Genomic DNA, 19,458 nt, shown 5'->3' with positions numbered 1-19,458 from the left:
GGAATTCCGGCGGTTTCTTACGATCGCCGCTCGGCGAGCGACGTCAGCCGGCGGCGATGTAGGTGCGCAGACTCTCGGCCTCCCGGGTCGCCTCGTCGATCTGGCACTTCACGACGTCCCCGATCGAGATCACGCCCGCCAGCCGGCCGTCCGCCAGGATGGGAAGGTGACGGATTCGGCGATCGGTCATGCGCGCCATCAGGTCGCCCACCGTCTCCGACGGGTCTGCGAAGACCACGTCGGCCGTCATGTGCTCGCTGACGGGCCGGCCCAGGGCGGCCGCGCCGTCGCGCGAGACGGCGCGCACGACGTCCCGCTCGGAGATGACGCCCACCACCCGGTCGTCCTTGCACACCACCAGGGCCCCGACCCGCTTCTCGTCCAGCTGGGCGCAGGCGGCGGACAGGGGATCCTCCGGCGCGATGGAGAAGACGGCGCCGCCCTTCTGCTTGAGGATTTCGGTGACGAGCATGCGGTCCTCCTTCAGGTCACGACAGCGGGCGCGCGCCCGGCCGCGGACCGGGGCCGCTCAGGAAGAACCTTCGCTCAGGTCGACGTCCGGCGCAACGCGGACGAATCGGGGCGGGAAAAGCCGACCCAGCAGGCCGACGCCCAGCAGACCGACCAGAAAACCCGCGGCGTGCGCCTCCCAGGCGATGCGGGCGCCCACTCCGGACGCCGAGAGCCCGACCACCCCCACGACCAGGTTCAGCCCCATCCACATGGCCGACATGATCAGGACCCGTCGGTCGATCAGAGGGAGGACGAATCCCGGCCCGACGATTCGCGTCGACGCCCCGATCAGGCCGAACACCGCGCCCGACGCCCCGACCACCGGATCGAAGCCCTGCGGGTGCATCAGGACATAGCCGACGGCCGACAGAATTCCGCACGCCATATAGAAGAGTAGGAACGCCCCCGCGCCGGCCGCTCCGCGCAGCATCCGCGCCACCGGGGTCGCGAAGGCCAGAGCCCCGACCGCGTTCATGATGGCGTGGGCCCAGTCGCCGTGCAGGAACATGGAGGTGGCCAGCCCGGCCCAGTCCCCGTCCATCACCCGCCGGGGATAGAGCGCCAGCGACAGGCCCATGTCGGGCAGCCGCTCCTGGAAGAAGAACAGCGCCGGCATCGACAGCGCCAGAAGCAGCACGATCGGCGGCGCCTTCAGGGCGGGTTCTCGGCTGGGAGGGGATTCGGTCATCGACCCCGGTAACGCGCGGAAGGCGGCGGGAATCGCCACTAAGCCGTCATTAATGTCTCCATCCCATTTTGGCACGTGACTTGCTGGTTCGTTCGGCGGGATCGCGTGGAGCGTGCACATGAAGCGGACATTGATCGGCGCGGGCTTTCTGGCCGGAGCCCTCGTGGCCCTGGCCGCGCCCGACGCGGCCCTCGCCCAGTCCCAGGGATACGGCGGCACGGGCCAGTTGCAGGCGGGCTACGGCGGATCGCGCTACACCACTTCGCGGCCGGTCTCCGGCTCGACCCGCGACGCCAACGGCAACCGGCTGATCGTCAACGGCATCATCCAGACGGGCGTCGGCTCCTATTCAAGCTCCAGCGGCGGCGCCTCGGCGACCGGCTCGTGGGGGCTGGGCGGCGATGGCCGCACCACGATCGGCGGCTCCACCGCCATCGGCAACCAGCTGAACGTCGTCGTCCAGGGGAACCACAACACCGTCATCGTCAACTCGACCCAGACCAACACCGGCGACGTGCGGGCCGGAACCTCGCTCAACGGAACGCTGGACCTGCCATGAGCCCCTCAATGCGTCGCCTGCGCTTCCTCGGAACGCTCGGCTCGGCCGCGGCCTTGCTGGGCGGATGCATCGCGCCGGTCGCGGGCGGCGACGGCCGCTATGCCCAGCCGATCGGCAACGCCCCGGTGACGGCCAATCCGACGCCCTACTCCGTCGCCCTGTATTGCCTCGCCGACTACGCCCGGAAGTACGACCTGCCCTCGCCGCGCATCGCGGTGGGCCGGATCAGCGACTACACCGGCACGGTCTCATCCGACGGCGGTCGCCAGATCACCGGGGGCGCCTCTCTGATGGCCTATTCGGCGCTGGCCAAGGCGGGGGCCCAGATCGTGGAGCGCTACGACACCTCGGTGTCGGAGCTGGAGCTTCGCTACGCCAACAACAAGCTGATCGGCGATCCGGGGCGTGAGGGCGAAGACGTCGCCTATCGCCAGATTCTGGCCGGTCAGGTGCCGGGATCGGATTTCTACATCGTCGGCGGCATCACCGAGGTGAACTACAACATCCGCTCGGCCGGATGGGACATCCTGGGCGGCGAGGCGGACACCAACACCCCGCTGTCGGGCACGTTCAGCGGCCGCTATTACGTGATGAACGTCGCCATCGACCTGCGCATGGTCCAGACCACCACGCTGGAAGTGGTGGACGTCGTCTCCTACCAGAAGCAGATCATCGGCCGGGAGATCTCGGTCGGCGTGTTCGACTTCCTGAACGGCAACGTCTTCGACGTGGGCGGCGGCGAAGGCGGTTTCGAGCCGGTCCAGCTGGCGGTCCGCGCCCTGGTGGAGCGCGCCACCGTCGAGTTCATGGCGAATCTGTACGGCGCACCGGGGCCGGAGATCTGCCTCGACACCCGCAACGAGCTGCTGCGCGACACCTACGGGCCCACGGGGGGCTATTACCCGGCGTACCCCAACACGGACACCAACAATGGCCAGACCCGCGCTGATCCGACTCGCTGGCATGATCGCCGCGACGGCGACGTGCGTCGCAGCCGGTACTGAGGCCCAGGCCCAGGATCCCGACGCGCCGATCGTCCTGAACCGCCAGTTCCAGGGCGGAAACGTCGCCGCGCGCCAGACGGTCACCACGGTCGACGCCGACGATCAGGTCACCGTCTCCACCTCCGCCACCGGCAACACCCTGTCCGGCGCGGTGGAAACCGGCCACCTCACGGTCGATTCGGAGCAGGAGCTGCAGGGCGACGTCGAGGCGGAGACGACCTTGGTCCTGAACGGCGACACCGACGGCTACGTCACCTCCGTCACCCAGGCCAACGGCAACTATCTGGCCGGCGGAGCCTACGGCGGCGACCTGACGCTGGACGCGACCCAAACCGTCGGAGCGACCCGCATCGAGGCGGTGTCCGACCTGTCCGGCGGCACGGCCCGCCTGATCGGCGGAGGACGCATCGAGACCTCGGCCACGGCCAACACCGTGGCGCTGGCCGCGCAGGGCGGCCACATCGACGGCGAGATCCGTCAGGACACGGCCGCCACGCTGTTCTCGTCCAACTACGTCGCGGTCCAGTACGCCCCCGGCGAGACCGAGGTGAACAGCCAGGCGCTCGGCAACGTCGCCGCCTACACCGGCGCGGCGCCCGCCAGCCAGAACCTGCGCCTGGTCCAGTCCAGCACCGGCGATCTGGTGCAGGCGGGGACCAGCGCCAACGCCGGCAACGCCTGGGATCTGGCGGGCCGCGCCCGCGCCGGCGGCAATCAGGGCCATTTCGCCAACGCCGGCGGCTCCTCTCTCGTGGAGGCGCAGCAGAGCAACTCCTCGCGCGTCTGGGCCGAGTCGATCGTCACGAGCTACGACTATGGGCAGGTCACCAGCCACGCGCAGGCGGCCGGCAACGCCCTGTCGGTCGGCAACGACGACATCTACGTCCGCATCGACAACGACCAGATCAACACCGGCGGGGTGCAGGCCGACGCCAGCTTCGCGGGCGCCTACGGCTATGACGCTTACGTCGGCGCCGACGCCGTGGGCAACAGCGTCACCGGCTACGCCTGCGCCGAGTGCGGCGCGACGCTGCAGGCGGACAACGTCCAGAGCAACTCGGGCGACGTCTCCGCCACCGCGCGCACGACCGTCACGGGCGATTCCCGCGCTGTGATCACCGGCACGAACGCGGTCGGCAACGCGGCCAACTTCTACGTGACGCGCCCCGGAAACTGACGGGTTTGTAACTTGTGAGGCGGAACGGGGGCGGGCAACCGTGCGACGACCCGCGCCCTTGCGCGGCCCCATGAGGCGCCCGACCGTCGGCGTCCCGTCTCCGGAGCTGACCGTTCATGCGTTCCCCCCGCCGCCTTCTGCTGCTCGCCGCCTCGTCGCTGGCCCTCGCCGCCGCCCTGCCCGCCGCCGTTCAGGCCCAGCAGGCCGCCCCGGCCGTCTCCACGACGGGCGTGCAGCCCTCGGATCCCTGGCCCCAGGCGGCCAGCGACGTGCCGGCGGCCGAGAACGTGCGGTTCGGCCAGCTGCCCAACGGCCTGCGCTACGCCATCATGAAGAACGCCTCGCCTCCCGGTCAGGCCTCGATTCGCGTCCGCATCGACGCGGGCTCGCTGATGGAGCGGGAGGATCAGCTGGGTCTGGCCCATTTCATGGAGCACATGGCCTTCAACGGCTCGACCGAGGTGCCCGAGGGCGATCTGACCAAGCGGCTGGAGCGCCTGGGCCTGGCCTTCGGGGCAGACACGAACGCCTCGACCGGCTTCGACCAGACCATCTACCAACTTGACCTGCCGCGCACCGACGACGCGACCGTGGACGAAAGCCTGTTCATCCTGCGCCAGATGCTGGGCGAGGCCCTGCTGGAAACGGCCGCCATCGACCGTGAGCGGGGCATCGTCCTGTCGGAGGAGCGCACCCGCGCCAGCCCCGGCCTGCGCGCCCTGGTGGCGCAGCTTGAATTCCTGATGCCGGGGCAGCTGGTGCCCAGGCGCTTGCCGATCGGCTCGACCTCCGTTCTGGCCAACGCTCCGCGCGAGCGCTTCGTGGAATTCTACGAGGCCTATTACCGGCCGGAACGCGCCACCGTCGTGGTGGTCGGCGACTTCGACGTCGACGAGATGGAGGCGAAGGTGGTCTCCACCTTCGGCGACTGGACCAACAGCCACGCCGGCGGAGCCGAGCCGGTCATCGGCGAGGTCCGGCCGCGCGCACGAGAGGCCGGCCTGTACGTCGAGGCAGGCCTGACGCCGTCCATCCAGATCGCCTGGACCGGCGCGCCGGACGAGCGAGCGGACACGCAGGCCCTGCGCCGCGAGAACGTGGTGCGCGGGCTGGGACTCGCCGTGTTGAACCGCCGACTGGGCGTCATCGGCCGCGGCGCCAACCCGCCGTTCATCAGCGCCGGCGCCGGGCGCGCGAACCTGTTCGACAGCGTGCTGCTGGCCAACGTCTCGGCCAACTACGACGGCGACGCCTGGCAGCCCGCCCTGGCGGCCATCGAACAGGAAACCCGTCGCATCGCGCAGTTCGGCGTCACCCAGGCCGAACTGGACCGCGAGATCACCGAGATGCGCACCGCCCTGACCAATGCGGTCGAGGGCGCCGCCACGCGCCGGACGCCGGCGCTGGCCAACGGCATCGTCGGCGCGGTCAACGAGGATCAGGTCTTCACCGCGCCCGCCACCGATCTGGCGACCTTCGAAGCCGCGGTCGCCGGCCTGACGGCGGACGACGTCAACGCCCTGCTGAAGGCGACCTTCACCGGCGGGGGGCCGCTCGTCTTCCTGTCCGGCCCGACGGCCGTGGAAGGTGGGGAAGAGGCGCTTCTGGCCGCCCTGACGGCGTCCGAGGCGGTGGTGGTGACCGCGCCCGAGGCGACCGAGGCGCTGGCGTGGGACTACGCCGACTTCGGTCCGGCGGGCTCGATCGCCGAGCGCACCGTGGTCGAGGACATCGACACGACCTTCGTCACCTTCGGCAACGGCGTGCGCCTGACCGTCAAGCCCACCGAGTATCGCGACGAACAGATTCTCGTCTCCGTCCGCGTCGGTCAGGGCCAGCTTGAATTGCCGACCGACCGGCCCCTGCCGATCCTGGCTCTCGGTCCGGTCTTCGCCGAAGGCGGCCTCGGCCGTTTGACCGCCCAGCAGCTGGAAGAGGTGCTGACGGGCAAGACCTATCGCGCCAGCCTGTCCGCGGGCGAGGACGCCTTCGTTCTGTCGGGCGCCACCAAGCCGGCCGATCTGGACGTCCAGATGCAGGTCCTGGCGGCCTATGTGACCGATCCGGGCTGGCGTCCGGAGCCGTTCGAGCGCACCCGCGCCCAGTTCCGTGCCGCCTTGCCGACGCTGGAGGCCACCACCCAAGGCGTCTTCGCCAGGGAGGCCACCAGCCGCCTGCGTCCGGGCGACGCCCGCTTCGCCTTCCCCTCGCTCGAGAACGTCGCGGCCTGGTCGATCGACGACCTCAAGGCCGCCGTCGGCCCGGCTCTGGCGTCTGGTCCGATCGAGATCGTCATCGTGGGCGACGTGGACGTGGACGCCGCCATCGCCTCGGTCGCGTCGACCTTCGGCGCCCTGCCGGACCGGGCTGCGGCCGCGCAGCCGTCGGCGGCGCAGCTGGCCGCCAGCTTCCCGGCGGGCACGCCGCAGCCGCTGGACTTCAAGCACGGCGGCCGTCCGGATCAGGCGCTCGGCTTCGTCGCCTGGCCTGCGGTCGACAACTTCACGGACACCCGTGAGGCGCGCGTCGTCCGCTTGCTGGCCGACGTCCTGCGCCTGCGGCTGATCGAGGAACTGCGCGAAGGCCAGGCCGTGACCTATTCGCCCAACGTGGGCGCACAGGCGTCGGGCAATTTCGCCGGATACGGCTACGTCTCCGCCGCCATCGAGGCGCCGCCGGAGAAGCTGGGAGGCTTCTTCGCCGACGTGGACCGGATCGCCGCCTCCATGGGCTCGGCCCCGATCACCGAGGACGAACTGGAACGCGCTCGCCGTCCGCGGGTGGAGGCCCTGCGGCGCAGCCGGGCGACGAACGAGTTCTGGATCTCCGAACTGTCCGAAGCCCAGACCGATCCCAACCGCCTGCCCGCCCTGCGCAGCGCCGAGTCGGATCTTGAGGCGATCACCGCCGCCGAGGTGCAGGCCGCCGCGGCGAAGTACCTGATCCCCTCGACCGCCTACCGGATCACGGTGACGCCGCGCGCCGCGGCCGCTGCGGAGTGACGCGAAAAAAGGCCCCGGCGCTTTCGCGGCCGGGGCCAGTCTCTCTCAGGATCGTCGACGGAGCGACGAGCCCGCAATCTGCATCACGCCGCCTGACCGGCGGCTGAACGGCGTCTTCAGAAGACGCGGCCGCCGACGCCGCCGTCCAGCGTGATCGCGCCCCCCTGCACGGCCCAGCCTTCGCGGACCACGACCTCTTCGCGATACTCGGTGTAGGTTTCCTCGTACCACATGGTCAGGACCTTCACGCCGACGCCGTAGCGGCGCAGCAGCGAGCGTTCGTTGCAGTCGCGTTCCGGACGCTGCGGCTTGCATTCCACCGTGCCGCCCGGCGCGTGCCACAGGCTGTCGCCCTTGCGGCAGGTCGTGGTCTCCCCGTGCTCGAAGCGCTCGGAGCCCTGCCAATCGGCGATGGTCACCTGCATCCAGGTCCCCGCCAGGCAGCGATAGAGTTCGCCGTCATAGTCTCCCCAGACGTCGCGGTCCGGCCGAACCTGGGCCGCCGGGTGCGGGCGGCCGCGATCGTCCATGCAGACCGCGCGGATGACTACCCGGCGCTCGACCCGGCGCCGCGATTCGAACGGAACCTTGATGACTTCGCGCATCATGCCGCCGCCGACGTGCAGCCCCTGGATGGTCGTCGGATAGGGCTGCTCGACGTTGACGTAGGCCCCCCCGCCGCCGGCCACGATCACCGTGGCGGCGGCCCCGGCGCGCGCCGAGGCGCCGGCGTTGACGTTGACGTTCACGTTCACGTTGCCGCCGCCGCAGCAAGGGGGCGCGGGCGGCTGTTCGCAGCACGGCCCGGGCGGCGGAGGCGGAGGCGGAGGCGGCGGCGGCGGCTCGCAGCACGGCGGCGGCGGCGGCGGACAGACCGGCCCGCACTGGGCCGCGGCCTGGTCGGCGAAGGCCGTGACGGCGAACAGGGTCACCGCCGCCGGCAGCCAGGTGAGCGCGTGCAACCGCATGAGGTCGCCTCCGAATGGTTCAGTCGGCCGATTCCCAAGCAAGAACCGGGCCGTGGTCGGGTTGAAGGGAGCACGGCGGGCCTTTCGATTCCGTTTCGATCCGGCCCCGGACTTGCGCCGCCTCGGCGGGAGACGGCGATGATGTTCCATCCTGACACGCGTGCCCTGATCGAGCTGTGGACCGGATTGAGCCAGGCCGCCGACGCGCGCGCGGGCCTGCCGGAGCGCGCCGCCCTGATTCCCGAACGTCTGGGGCCGCGGCTGTCACGGGCCTTTCTGGCGGAACGGACGGGCGACGACGCGCGCCTGCGGCTCGCCGGCGACTGGCTGGAGGGCTTTCACGGCGCGCCGCTGGCCGGCGTCGGCCTGCTGTCGCTCTGGCGGCACGCGTCGCGCCCCCTGGTGGCCTCGGCCCTGCGCCAGACCGTGCGCGAGGGGCGCCCCGTGGTCGTGGCCGCGACCGGGGGCACGGTCGCCTTCGAGGTCACCCTTGCGCCGTTCCGCGGCGAATCGGGTGGCCGGGAGCTTGTGCTCGGCCTCTACGCCCGCGCGCCAGGGCCGCCGCCCGCCGGGCGTACGGCGCATCGGCTGACCGCCCAGGTCTGCGTCGGAGTCGGCGAACCGTCCCGGCCCGCCCTGTCGCTGGCCGCGATCGACGGTCGCCGCATAGCCTGAAGATCAGGCCGGACGCAGGTCCCGCGCGAACCGCTTCCAGTTCTGCACGTAGTGCTCGGCCGAGCCCTTCAGCGCCGCGATCTGGCCGGGGTCCAATTGGCGCACCACCCGCGCCGGGCTGCCGACGATCAGGGAGCCTTCGGGGAATTCCTTGCCCTCGGTGATCAGGGCGCCCGCCCCGACCAGGCAGTGGGCGCCGATTCTGGCCCGACCCAGCACGACCGCGCCGATGCCGATCAGGCTGTAGTCGCCCACCGTGCAGCCGTGCAGCATGGCCATGTGCCCGACCGTGACGCCGCGCCCCAGCGTCAGCGGCTCGCCGATGTCGGTGTGGAGGACGGAATTCTCCTGGACGTTGGTGTCCTCGCCGACGGTGACCGCCTCGTTGTCGCCGCGCAGCACCGCGCCGAACCAGACGCTGGCGCCCGGCTTCAGAATCACGTCTCCTACCAAGGTCGCATTCGGAGCGATCCAGTATTCGCCGTCGGCCGGCAGGCGCGGAGATTTGTCTCCGAGCGCGTGAACATTCATCCGAACCCCTCCAAAACTCAAAGAAATCCGCTCTTTAAGCGTTCGTAAACCACGCTAGCATCATCCTGTAAGCGCGATTCGAGGCCGCCATTTCGGCCCCGGATCGGAAGCCGGATCAAGCCCGGTCCGGTCAGCCCCAGGAGAACGCGCGTGCTGCGTTCCGGTCGGCGGGTCCTCCCGCTGGAGCATGAAGCCTCCGACGACCCGGGCGGACACGTCGTCTCCGCTTCCCCCCTCCCCGCTCTCGTTCGAGGCGATGCTTTCGCGGCATCGCCTTTTTTCATGCCCTGGAGGCACAGATGACCAAGCGATCGGCCCTGAAGCGTCAGACCCGCGAGATGTCGCGCGAGTTCGGTGTGCTGGACTCCAGCCAGTTCATCGAGGACGCCAAGGTGCGGCGCCTGCCCCACCATGCCGGTCAACACGCGAGCCAGAGCCAGCGAGGCTGGTCCCCCCATCCGTCCAACGACGAACGCGACCAGGGCTATCTGAAGACGCTGAAGCCGAAATCGGACGGCCAGGCCGAGCTGATGACCATGATCGATCATCACAACCTCGTCCTGGCCCTGGGCCCGGCCGGCACCGGCAAGACCTACCTGGCCGTCGCCAAGGCCGTCGAGGCGCTGGAGGCCGGCAAGGTGGGCCGCATCGTGCTGAGCCGCCCGGCGGTGGAGGCCGGCGAATCCATCGGCTTCCTGCCCGGCGACATGGAGGACAAGCTGGCCCCCTATCTGCGCCCGCTCTACGACGCGCTCTCGGATCGTCTTTCGATGAAGCGGGTCAAGGCGCTGATGGCCGAGGGCCTGATCGAGATCGCACCCATCGGCTACATGCGCGGCCGCACCCTGAACAACGCCTTCATCGTCGTCGACGAGGCCCAGAACTGCACCTACGTGCAGCTGAAGATGCTTCTCACCCGGCTGGGCTGGCATTCCACGATGGTGGTGACCGGCGACCCGCATCAGTCGGATCTGCTGCCGGGCGTCTCGGGCCTCTCCGACATCGCCGAACGCCTGACGGCGGTGCCGGACATCGGCGTGGTCCAGCTGGCCGAGCGCGACATCGTCCGCCACCCGTTGGTGGCCAGCATGATCGGCGTGCTCTGACCCCGGCCGCCTAGGACCGGCGGTCGCCCCGATCGCCGTGTCCGGGCCGGGACTCCGACTTCGCCTCGCGCTTCTGATCCTGCGCGGACGCGCGGCCCACGTCCTCCACTTCCTTGAACCGGCCCTCGCCGTCGCGCCGGACGTAGCGCTTGTCGCCGGGAGTGGGTTCGATCAGCTCGCGTTCGTTCGCCATGGAAGACTCTCCTTCACCGTAGGGAAGCCGCGGCGACTCGCCAGGTTCCCCTCAGATCAGGTCGGTGACTTTCGCGGGAGCGGGACCGGGCGCGGCCTTCGGCGCCGCGCCCATCCGGTCGATCAGTTTGAACACGAAGGGGTTGAGCGAGATCGACAGCAGGGCGGCGGCCAGGATCAGATCGTGCGTGGTCTGGCTCATGGCGCCCAGTGAAACCCCGAGCGCGGCCAGGATGAAGCTGAACTCGCCGATCTGCGCCAGCGAGGCGCCGACCGTCAGGCTGGTCGCCCGGTCCAGTCTGAACGCGGTGGTGATGACCAGCGCCGCCAGCGTCTTGCCGACGATGACGATGGCCAGCGCGATCAGGACGGCCAGCGGCTGCTCGATCAGGATCATCGGATCGAACAGCATGCCGACCGAAACGAAGAACAGCACGGCGAAGGCGTCGCGCAGCGGCAGGCTGCGCTCCGCGGCGTTGTGGCCCAGCGGCGTGCCGTTCAGCACCAGACCCGCCAGGAAAGCGCCCAGCGCGAACGAGTGGAACAGCTGGTAGGCGATCCAGGCGATGCCCAGCGCAATGGCCAGCACGCCGAGCGTGAAGAGCTCGCGCGACTTGGTGTGGGCGATCCGGACCAGAAGCCAAGGCAGCACCCGCCCCCCGACGATCAGCATGAAGGCGACGAACAGCACGACCTTCAGCAGGGTCCAGCCTATGCCGGCCGCCATGGCGCCCGCGCTCGTCGCCTCGCCGGCGGGCGCCAGCAGCATCGGCAGCAGCACCAGGGCGATGACGATCACCAGGTCCTCGACGATCAGCCAGCCCACGGCGACGCGGCCGATCTCGCCCTTGTTCTGCTTGCGCTCCTCGAGCGCCCGCATGAGGACCACGGTCGAGGCCACCGACAGCGCAAAGCCCATCAGGGCCGCCTCGACGTCGCCCAGACCGAGAACGAACCGGCCCAGCAGCCAGCCCATCCCGGTCGCGGCCGCGACCTGGACCAAGGCCCCCGGAACGGCGACCTTGCGGACCTGCATCAGGTCCTTGGGCGAGAAATGCAGCCCGACGCCGAACATCAGCAGGATGACGCCGATCTCCGCCAGCTGCGGCGCCAGCGAGGTGTCGGCCACGAATCCGGGGGTGAACGGCCCGACCGCCACGCCGGCCAGCAGATATCCGACCAAGGGCGAAAGCTTCAGGCGGTTCGCCAGCATGCCGAACACGAAGGCCAGCACGAAGCCCCCGACCAGAGTGGAGATCAGGGTCTCGGCATGCGGCATCGGCGCTCCTGCGGCGTCGGGGGAGAAGGCTCCGTTGAAGGGTGCGCTCTAACTGGGCCCTGAACGGCGGGACGGCAAGGCTTCTCCGGCCGCAAAATCAGGCCCGGGCCGCGCCTTTGGTCGCGCCGAGGGCCGACATGGCGGCGGCGGCGACGTGCTCGGCGTTCAGGCCGGCCTGGTCGTACTGCCTCGCCGGGCTGTCCTGATCCTGAAAGACGTCGGGCAGGTGCAGGGTGCGGATCTTCAGACCGGCGTCCAGCGCGCCCTTCTCGGCCAGCGCTTGCAGCACGAAGGCGCCGAAGCCGCCCATGGCGCCCTCCTCGACCGTGATCAGGGCCTCATGCTCGCGGGCCAGGCGCAGGATCAGCTCCAGATCCAGCGGTTTGGCGAAGCGCGCGTCCGCCACGGTCGCCGAGATGCCTCGGGCGGCCAGCAGGTCGGCCGCCTTCAGCGATTCCTGCAGGCGCGTGCCGAGGCTCAGGATCGCCACCGCCGTGCCTTCGCGCACGATGCGCCCGCGCCCGATCTCCAGCGGCGCCGCCAGTTCGGGAATGTCCACGCCCACGCCGTCGCCGCGCGGATAGCGGAAGGCGCTGGGCCGGTCGTCGATCTCCAGCGAGGTGGCGATCATGGCCGCCAGCTCCGCCTCGTCGGCCGCGGCCATCAGGATCATCCCCGGCAGGGCGCCCATGTAGCCGACGTCGAAGCTGCCCGCGTGGGTGGAGCCGTCCGCGCCCACCAGACCCGCCCGGTCCATGGCGAAGCGCACCGGCAGCGACTGGATGGCCACGTCGTGGACGACCTGGTCGTAGCCTCGTTGGAGGAAGGTCGAATAGATGGCGCAGACCGGCTTCAGGCCGTCCGCCGCCATGCCGGCGCAGAAGGTCACGGCGTGCTGCTCGGCGATGCCGACGTCGAAGGTCCGATCCGGAAAGGCCTGGCCGAACAGGTCCAGCCCCGTGCCGGACGGCATCGCGGCCGTGACCGCCACGATCTTCGGATCGATCTGCGCCCGCTTGATCAGCTCGGTCCCGAACACCTTGGTGTAGCTGGGGGCGTTCGAGACGGGCTTGGACTGCTTGCCAGAGACAACGTCGAACTTGACCACGGCGTGCAGCTTGTCGGCGCTGCTCTCGGCCGGGGCGTAACCCTTGCCCTTCTGGGTGACGACGTGGACCAGCACCGGCTTGTCGGTGATGGCGGCGGCGTTCTTCAGGATCGGCACGAGGTTGTCGAGATCGTGCCCGTCGATCGGCCCGACGTAATAGAAGCCGAGCTCCTCGAAGAAGGTGCCGCCGGTGACCATGCCACGGGCGTACTCCTCGGCCTTCTTCGCGGCTTTCACGAAGGGCCGCGGCAGATGCTCGACGATCGACTTCCCGAACTTCCGCATCCCGCGATAGGCGCCGCCGGAAACGAGGCCGGCCAGATAGGCGCTCATGCCGCCGACGGGCGGGGCGATCGACATGTCGTTGTCGTTCAGCACCACCATCAGCTGGCCGGAGGTGGCCTCGACGGCGTTGTTCATCGCCTCATAGGCCATGCCCGCGGACATGGAGCCGTCGCCGATCACGGCGACCACGCGGTTGGTCCTGCCCTGCTGGTCGCGCGCCGCGGCGAAGCCCAGCGCCGCGCTGATGGAGGTCGAGGCGTGGGCCGCGCCGAAGGGGTCGTATTCGCTCTCGCTGCGTTTCGTGAAGCCCGAGAGGCCACCCCCCTGGCGCAGGGTCCGGATGCGGTCGCGCCGCCCGGTCAGGATCTTGTGCGGGTAGCACTGGTGCCCGACGTCCCAGATCAGGATGTCGTCCGGCGTCTGGAACACGTGGTGCAGGGCCACCGTCAGCTCGACCACGCCCAGGCCCGCGCCCAGATGTCCGCCGGTCACGGACACGGCGTCGATGGTTTCGGCCCGGACTTCCTGCGCCAGCTGCTTCAGCTGGGGCAGGTCGAAGCCGCGCATGTCCGCGGGCGTATTGACCTTATCGAGCAGGGGCGTGTCGGGCATCCAGGGCACTTCAGGCGGCGCCCGGAGCGGGCGGGAGCGGTTTCCCCTCTCTTGAACGTCTCGGACGGCGAGCGCCAGTGAGGATTGTCTGAGGAAAGCGTGAGGCGACGTCCGGATTCAACGCCTTCGCGTCAGCACATGATCCACGCTGGCCTTCAGGATCTCGGCCTCCGCGCCGAACGGGTCCAGATGCGCCCGCGCCTGATCCGCCAGATGCGACACCCGGCCGCGCGCCTGTTCGACGCCCAGCAGGGTGACGAAGTTGGTCTTGCCGCGCGCCGCGTCCTTGCCGCCGGCCGCCTTGCCCAGAGTCGCCGCGTCGCCCTCCGCGTCCAGCAGGTCGTCGACGATCTGGTAGGCCAGCCCCACGTCGTGCGCGAAACTGAGCAGGGCATGCCGCGCCGCGTCCCCGGCACGGGCCAGAATCAGCGGAATCTCGAATGCATAGGCGAACAGGGCGCCGGTCTTCAGCCGCTGCATCCGCGCCACCCCGCCGAGATCGTCCCGCACGCCCATCAGGTCGATCATCTGGCCGCCCGCCATCCCCCGCGCGCCGCTGGCCAGCGACAGCCGCGCCGCCAGCTCGCAGCGCACCGCCGGATCGTCGTGGGTGTCCTCGTCCAGCAGGATGTCGAAGGCCGCCGTCTGCAGGGCGTCGCCCGCCAGCACGGCCGTCGCTTCGTCATAGGCGCGGTGCACGGTAGGCCGTCCACGCCGCACGTCGTCGTCGTCCATGCAGGGCAGGTCGTCGTGGACCAGCGAATAGGCGTGCACGCATTCCAGCGCGCACGCCGCGCGCAGCACGGGCCGCTCCTCCAGATCGAACAGCCGCGCCGCCTCGAGGGCGAAGAAGGGCCGCAGCCGCTTGCCGGGGCCCAACGCGGCGTAGCGCATCGCCTCGGTCAGGCGTGATTCGGGCCCGTCCGCGCGGGGCAGCAGCTCGTCCAGCGCCACGGTGACGAGGTCGGCGACTTCGGCCACGCGGTCGATCACGCCCTGCTCCGGCGAGTTTGCCGCCAGAGCCGTCAAAACAGCCGCCCACCGATGACCGCGTCCCGATCCACGCCGACCAGCACCACCTCGCCGTCGGCGTCCGGGAAGCCCAGGGTCAGCACCTCGGACATGAAGGGTCCGATCTGGCGCGGAGGAAAGTTCACCACCGCGGCCACCAGCCGTCCCTGCAACTGCTCGATCGTGTAGTGGCGCGTGATCTGGGCGGAGGACTTCTTCACGCCGACCTCCGGCCCGAAGTCGATCTTCAGCTTGAACGCCGGCTTGCGCGCCTCGGGAAACGGCTCCGCGTCGACCACGCGGCCGATGCGCACGTCCACCTTCAGGAAGTCATCGAAGCCGATCTGCGCGGCCGGGGCCGTCACTGGCCGAAGTCGGCGGGCGCCGTTCCCGTCGGCCGGCCGTCGGCACCCAGCACCACCTTCTCGACCCGCAGCTGCGCGGCCTTCAGACGGTCTTCGCACAGGGCCTTCAGGCGGGCGCCCTCCTCATACAGGGCCACGGCCTCCTCAAGCGGGGCCTGTCCGGATTCCAGACGCTGGACCAGAGATTCCAGCCGCGTCAGGGCGGCTTCGAAGGACAGGTCGGCGCCGGCGGGGGCTTGGTCGGTCATCGGGGCGGAACCTAGAGCCGGCACGCGCGCCCGGCAACGGTCAGCGCCGTTCGTAGCGACGCTGGCTCCAGTATTTGAAGCCCTGGTTGTGGACCAGCGACCAGCCGTTGGCCTTCAGCCGCTTGCCGACCATGTGGTTGAAATAGCCGTGGGCCAGCACCAGCACGTCCTGGCCGGCCTCGGCGCGCTCGATCAGCTTGCGTGCGGCGACGTCTGCGCGAACCTTGGCCTCCCGGTGGGTCTCTTCCTGGTGATGGCGGTCCGACAGCCGCCACCAGATGCGCGAGACCACGCCCCACCAGCGCGGCGACAGCTTGATGAAGTCCGGCAGGCGCGGCGGCGGCAGAGGGGCTTCGATGAACAGGGCGTCCGACATCACCTCGCGCCCCGCCGACACCGCCGCGGCCGTCTCCTGGGCGCGCTGGCGGGTGGAGGCGTAGATCGCGCCCGCGCCCTCGGCGGCGGCGACCAGTTCCGCCGGGGGCGTCTGCCCGGCCAGCAGACCGCCGACCTCGTACTTGCCCCACCAGTCCTTGTACTGGCGCGCCGTGATCAGGCATTTGCGAGACAGGGCGGGCTCGCCGTGGCGCGTGAGGATGATCGACCCCGGGCGCGCGGTCGCCGCGGCCGTCTTCGGGACGGCGGGACCCGGCGCGGCGACGGGACGGGCGATCGGCTCCTGCACGGTCATGATCCGCGGACGGCGACGGGGCCGGTCGAATGCCGGGCGGCGCGCATCCTCATTCCTCCCCCAGGGCCTGGACGTGGGCGACGGCGGACCGGCCCAGTCCCTCAAGGTCGTAACCGCCCTCGAGCGACGACACAATCCTGCCGCCGCAGACGCGCCGCGCCACCTCGGCCAGGGCGCGCGTGGCCCAGGCGAAGTCGTCGGCCTCCAGGCTCTGATGGGCCAGCGGATCGCGCCGATGGGCGTCGAAGCCCGACGAGATCAGGATCAGGTCCGGCGCGAACGCCTCCAGCGCCGGCATGAGCCCGCCTTGAAACGAGGCGCGCCAGGTCTCCCGGGCGGCGTGCGGCGTCACCGGCACGTTGACGACATTGCCGACCCCGGTCTCCGAGGCCGCGCCGGTGCCCGGATACAGCGGCATCTGATGGATGGAGCCGAGGAACAGGGTCGGGTCGGCCTGGACCGCCGCCTGGGTGCCGTTGCCATGGTGGACGTCGAAGTCGATCACCGCCACGCGCCCCAGCCCCGCCGCCTGCGCCGCCCGCGCGGCAACGGCGACGTTGGAGAAAAGACAGAAACCCATCGCCCTGTCCGGCTCGGCGTGGTGCCCGGGGGGGCGGACGGCGCAGAAGGCGCGCAGCGTCTCGCCCGCCGCCACGGCCCTTACGGCGTCGATCACGGCCCCCGCCGCCAGTCGCGCCGCACGGACGCTCCCGGGGGACAGCACCGTGTCGGCGTCCAGCGCGCGCATGCCCTGGTCCGGAGACGCGTCTAGGATCGTCCGGACGTAGTCGGCGGGGTGGACCCGCACCAGTTCCTCGACCCCCGCTTCCGCGGCCGCGCGGCGGTCGCGGTCGAGGCCCGCGTCGGCCAGGGCGTCCAGCACGGCCGTCAGGCGCGCCGGCCGCTCCGGGTGCCCCTCGCCCGTCGCATGGCGGATCATGTCCGGGTGGGTGAAGATCGGCACGGCCATCGGTTCACCATAGGCGGCGACTCGGGCCCCTGTCGCGCTCCACGTGATCGGGCTATGGCGACGTCATGGCCGCCGACGTCCTGATCCGCTCCGCCCGCCCCGACGACGCCGGGGCCCTGTCGCGCCTCGGCCGCCGCACCTTCATCGACACCTTCGTGACCGGGTTCGGGATCCCCTACCCGCAAAGCGATCTGGCGGCGCACCTCGACAAGACCTTCGGCGTCGAGGCGACCCTTGTCGCCCTCGCAGAGCCCGGCGCCGCCTGGTGGGTGGCCGACCGCGACGGCGACCTGCTGGCCTTCGCCAACGCGGGGCCCAATGGTCTGCCGCACCCGGACGCGAAGCCCAGCCACGCCGAACTGCGCCGCCTCTACGTCGACAAGTCCGCGCAAGGTCTGGGCCTGGGCACCGCGCTCCTGATCCGCGCGCTCGACTGGATGCAGGCGAACGGCGACGGCCCCCTCTGGATCGGCGTCTGGAGCGGAAACCTGAAGGCCCAGAAGCTTTACGCAGCCCACGGCTTCGAAAAGGCGGGAGAGTATCAGTATCCCGTCGGCGCTTGGCTGGACGAGGAGTTCATTCTGCGCCGGGATGGACGCGCCGGCTGAGCCGTGGTTGCTGTCGGCCATGCGCTTCAATTCAGCCTCCATCGTCGGCCTTCTCTCCATCGTCAGCATGGCGGCGGCGCTGCCCGCCGCAGCCCAGATGTCGCCCGGGGAGGCGCGCGCCCATGCCGATGCTGTCATCGGCCGAGCCGGCGCGGGGGACTGGTTCGTCAACATTACGGTTTCGGACACCCCGGTAGTCCGGCACACGCCCAGCGGCATGACCTGCGAGTTCGTGGGCCAAGACGATCGAGACGTGATCCGGCTTTACGGCTCGCCGAGCGCGGCAGGCGAAGACGTGAGTTGCGCGACGTGGATCGGACGGACATTCGTGACCGTCTTTGCGACGCGCTATCCCTTTGAAGCGACCGAACAGCAGGCGTTCGACTCAGCCTACAGTCAGATCGAGCAGAATTGGCCTCACGCCCGGGCCGTCGAGCGCCCCTTCGAAATCCTGACCTTGCCCGGCCAGACGGCCCCGACCATGGCGGTGTTCGAAGTCGATCTGGATGGCAGCCCGTCCCAAAGCATATTGATGGTCCGCCAAATCGGCGACTGGAGCTTCAAGGCGCGTGCTACGGGACCTGACGAAAACGACGTAGCAATCGAGTTTGGCACAATGCAATTCGCTACGGCCCTTCCCGGCGGATGGGACGTGCTGCAGGCCGGCCCCCGGGACTGATGCTCCTCCCCTTCTTCACCGCCCTGCGCGACGCCCGTGTGCCGGTGTCGATGAAGGAGTGGCTGCATCTCATGCAGGCCATGGATCGCGGCGTGGCGTCCGGGCGGGTCGACGACTTCTACCACCTGTCGCGGGCGGTGCTGGTGAAGGACGAGAAGCACTACGACCGCTTCGACCAGGTCTTCGGCAAGGTGTTCGCCGGCGTGGAGACCGTCGCTCCGGACGAACTGGCCCCGGCGGAAATCCCCGAGGACTGGCTGAAGCTCCTGACCGAGAAATACCTGACCGACGAGGAGAAGGCCCAGATCGAGGCGCTGGGCGGATTCGACGCCCTGATGGACACGCTGCGCCGGCGGATGGAGGAGCAACAGGGCCGGCACGAAGGCGGGAACAAGTGGATCGGCACCGGCGGAACCAGCCCCTTCGGCCATGGCGGCTACAATCCCGAGGGCGTCCGCATCGGCGGCCCGGGTCGCCACGGCCGGGCGGTCAAGGTCTGGGAGAAGCGCGAGTACCGCAATCTGGACGACCAGGTCGAACTGGGCACCCGCAACATCAAGGTCGCCCTGCGTCGCCTCCGCCGCTTCGCGCGCCAAGGCACGCCGGACGAGCTGGACATGGACGCCACCATCGACGGCACGGCGCGCCAGGGGTGGCTGGACATCCACATGCGGTCCGAGCGGCGCAACACGATCAAGGTGCTGCTGTTCCTCGACGTCGGCGGGTCGATGGACGGTCACATCAAGCTCTGTGAGGAACTGTTCTCCGCCGCCCGCACCGAGTTCCGGCATCTGGAGTTCTTCTACTTCCACAACTGCCTTTACGAAGGAGTCTGGAAGGACAACCGCCGGCGGCACAGCGAGAAGACGCCGACGTGGGAGGTGCTGAACAAATATCCCGCCGACTGGCGCGCCATCTTCGTCGGCGACGCCACCATGAGCCCGTATGAGGTCACCATGCCGGGCGGCTCGGTCGAGCACTGGAACGAGGAGGCGGGCGCCGTGTGGCTGAAACGGGCGACGCAGCAGTGGGACCGCATCGCCTGGCTGAACCCTTCGCCCGAGCGGTACTGGGGATACTCCGCCTCGGTCGGCATGATCCGTGAACTGGTCGACGACCGCATGTACCCGCTGACGCTGGAGGGCCTCGACGACGCCATGCGCGCCCTGTCGCGCTGAAGACGTCAG

The 19,458-nt window shown here is 70.0% G+C and carries 21 protein-coding genes; 9 read left to right on the top strand and 12 right to left on the bottom strand.

The window, feature by feature from the left end; genetic code table 11:
- Positions 1–43: 43 nt before the first annotated feature.
- Together EFJ44_RS07350 and EFJ44_RS07345 are read right to left on the bottom strand one after the other, a co-directional pair.
- On the bottom strand, positions 44–472 hold the full coding sequence (locus EFJ44_RS07350) for a CBS domain-containing protein (protein ID WP_125256545.1): 429 nt from the start codon (positions 470–472) through the stop codon (positions 44–46).
- A gap of 57 nt (positions 473–529) precedes the next feature.
- Positions 530–1,201, bottom strand: coding sequence for a rhomboid family intramembrane serine protease (locus tag EFJ44_RS07345; protein WP_125256544.1), 672 nt, complete (start codon positions 1,199–1,201; stop codon positions 530–532).
- Positions 1,202–1,319: 118 nt separating this feature from the next.
- Here EFJ44_RS07345 and hfaA point away from each other — a divergent pair, with 118 nt between their 5' ends.
- From hfaA to EFJ44_RS07325, 4 genes are all read left to right on the top strand, one after another.
- Positions 1,320–1,760 (top strand): holdfast anchoring protein HfaA, encoded by a 441-nt coding sequence (hfaA, locus tag EFJ44_RS07340; protein ID WP_125256543.1) that lies wholly within the window; start codon positions 1,320–1,322, stop codon positions 1,758–1,760.
- 8 nt (positions 1,761–1,768) lie between these two features.
- The gene (hfaB, locus tag EFJ44_RS07335) at positions 1,769–2,764 is read left to right on the top strand and encodes a holdfast anchoring protein HfaB (protein WP_164511879.1); all 996 of its coding nucleotides are present in this window, start codon (positions 1,769–1,771) and stop codon (positions 2,762–2,764) included.
- Positions 2,691–3,941, top strand: a complete 1,251-nt coding sequence (gene hfaD / locus EFJ44_RS13815; protein WP_164511878.1) for a holdfast anchor protein HfaD — start codon at positions 2,691–2,693, stop codon at positions 3,939–3,941. The genes hfaB and hfaD overlap by 74 nt, the downstream gene beginning before the upstream one ends.
- Positions 3,942–4,057: 116 nt before the next feature.
- A complete protein-coding gene (locus tag EFJ44_RS07325; RefSeq protein ID WP_125256541.1) occupies positions 4,058–6,943 on the top strand; it encodes a M16 family metallopeptidase in 2,886 nt (961 codons plus the stop codon).
- A gap of 116 nt (positions 6,944–7,059) precedes the next feature.
- Here the strand turns inward: EFJ44_RS07325 and EFJ44_RS07320 are convergent, their stop codons facing one another.
- Complete coding sequence (locus tag EFJ44_RS07320; protein WP_241209708.1) at positions 7,060–7,911, bottom strand: hypothetical protein; 852 nt, start codon at positions 7,909–7,911, stop codon at positions 7,060–7,062.
- 138 nt (positions 7,912–8,049) lie between these two features.
- Between EFJ44_RS07320 and EFJ44_RS07310 the strand changes: the two genes are divergently transcribed.
- Entirely contained in the window at positions 8,050–8,586 is a 537-nt protein-coding gene (locus EFJ44_RS07310; protein WP_125256538.1) for a PAS domain-containing protein, read from the top strand.
- Between the two features lie 3 nt (positions 8,587–8,589).
- On the opposite strand, the gene EFJ44_RS07305 is transcribed toward EFJ44_RS07310, so the two are convergent.
- Entirely contained in the window at positions 8,590–9,117 is a 528-nt protein-coding gene (locus EFJ44_RS07305) for a gamma carbonic anhydrase family protein (RefSeq protein ID WP_125256537.1), read from the bottom strand.
- Positions 9,118–9,404: 287 nt separating this feature from the next.
- Between EFJ44_RS07305 and EFJ44_RS07300 the strand changes: the two genes are divergently transcribed.
- Positions 9,405–10,223 carry a PhoH family protein gene (locus EFJ44_RS07300; RefSeq protein ID WP_125256536.1) on the top strand — a complete coding sequence of 273 codons (819 nt, stop codon included), beginning with the start codon at positions 9,405–9,407 and terminating at the stop codon, positions 10,221–10,223.
- Between the two features lie 10 nt (positions 10,224–10,233).
- Here the strand turns inward: EFJ44_RS07300 and EFJ44_RS07295 are convergent, their stop codons facing one another.
- From EFJ44_RS07295 to EFJ44_RS07260, 8 genes are all read right to left on the bottom strand, one after another.
- The gene (locus tag EFJ44_RS07295) at positions 10,234–10,416 is read right to left on the bottom strand and encodes a hypothetical protein (RefSeq protein WP_125256535.1); all 183 of its coding nucleotides are present in this window, start codon (positions 10,414–10,416) and stop codon (positions 10,234–10,236) included.
- Positions 10,417–10,467: 51 nt separating this feature from the next.
- Positions 10,468–11,694, bottom strand: a complete 1,227-nt coding sequence (locus tag EFJ44_RS07290; protein WP_125256534.1) for a cation:proton antiporter domain-containing protein — start codon at positions 11,692–11,694, stop codon at positions 10,468–10,470.
- Between the two features lie 97 nt (positions 11,695–11,791).
- Entirely contained in the window at positions 11,792–13,699 is a 1,908-nt protein-coding gene (gene dxs, locus EFJ44_RS07285; protein ID WP_125256533.1) for a 1-deoxy-D-xylulose-5-phosphate synthase, read from the bottom strand.
- Between the two features lie 117 nt (positions 13,700–13,816).
- The gene (locus EFJ44_RS07280) at positions 13,817–14,692 is read right to left on the bottom strand and encodes a polyprenyl synthetase family protein (protein WP_125256532.1); all 876 of its coding nucleotides are present in this window, start codon (positions 14,690–14,692) and stop codon (positions 13,817–13,819) included.
- A 32-nt stretch (positions 14,693–14,724) separates the two neighbouring features.
- Positions 14,725–15,075, bottom strand: coding sequence for a tRNA-binding protein (locus EFJ44_RS07275; protein WP_125256531.1), 351 nt, complete (start codon positions 15,073–15,075; stop codon positions 14,725–14,727).
- A complete protein-coding gene (locus EFJ44_RS07270; protein ID WP_125256530.1) occupies positions 15,072–15,323 on the bottom strand; it encodes an exodeoxyribonuclease VII small subunit in 252 nt (83 codons plus the stop codon). Before EFJ44_RS07270 ends, EFJ44_RS07275 begins: the two co-directional genes overlap by 4 nt.
- 40 nt (positions 15,324–15,363) lie before the next feature.
- The gene (locus EFJ44_RS07265; protein ID WP_125256529.1) at positions 15,364–16,014 is read right to left on the bottom strand and encodes a histidine phosphatase family protein; all 651 of its coding nucleotides are present in this window, start codon (positions 16,012–16,014) and stop codon (positions 15,364–15,366) included.
- A gap of 49 nt (positions 16,015–16,063) precedes the next feature.
- Positions 16,064–16,984, bottom strand: a complete 921-nt coding sequence (locus EFJ44_RS07260; protein WP_125256528.1) for a histone deacetylase family protein — start codon at positions 16,982–16,984, stop codon at positions 16,064–16,066.
- A gap of 65 nt (positions 16,985–17,049) precedes the next feature.
- Here EFJ44_RS07260 and EFJ44_RS07255 point away from each other — a divergent pair, with 65 nt between their 5' ends.
- Genes EFJ44_RS07255 through EFJ44_RS07245 form a run of 3 tightly spaced genes read left to right on the top strand, consistent with a single transcriptional unit; the run spans position 17,050 to position 19,449 of the window.
- The gene (locus tag EFJ44_RS07255; RefSeq protein ID WP_125256527.1) at positions 17,050–17,592 is read left to right on the top strand and encodes a GNAT family N-acetyltransferase; all 543 of its coding nucleotides are present in this window, start codon (positions 17,050–17,052) and stop codon (positions 17,590–17,592) included.
- Positions 17,576–18,271, top strand: coding sequence for a hypothetical protein (locus EFJ44_RS07250; protein WP_125256526.1), 696 nt, complete (start codon positions 17,576–17,578; stop codon positions 18,269–18,271). The genes EFJ44_RS07255 and EFJ44_RS07250 overlap by 17 nt, the downstream gene beginning before the upstream one ends.
- A complete protein-coding gene (locus EFJ44_RS07245; protein ID WP_125256525.1) occupies positions 18,271–19,449 on the top strand; it encodes a vWA domain-containing protein in 1,179 nt (392 codons plus the stop codon). The genes EFJ44_RS07250 and EFJ44_RS07245 overlap by 1 nt, the downstream gene beginning before the upstream one ends.
- Positions 19,450–19,458: the final 9 nt, after the last annotated feature.

Origin of the sequence: Brevundimonas fluminis, from assembly GCF_003934285.1 — a bacterium.
In the GTDB taxonomy this organism is placed as follows: domain Bacteria; phylum Pseudomonadota; class Alphaproteobacteria; order Caulobacterales; family Caulobacteraceae; genus Brevundimonas; species Brevundimonas fluminis.
This window is presented reverse-complemented; position numbering and strand designations above follow the sequence as displayed.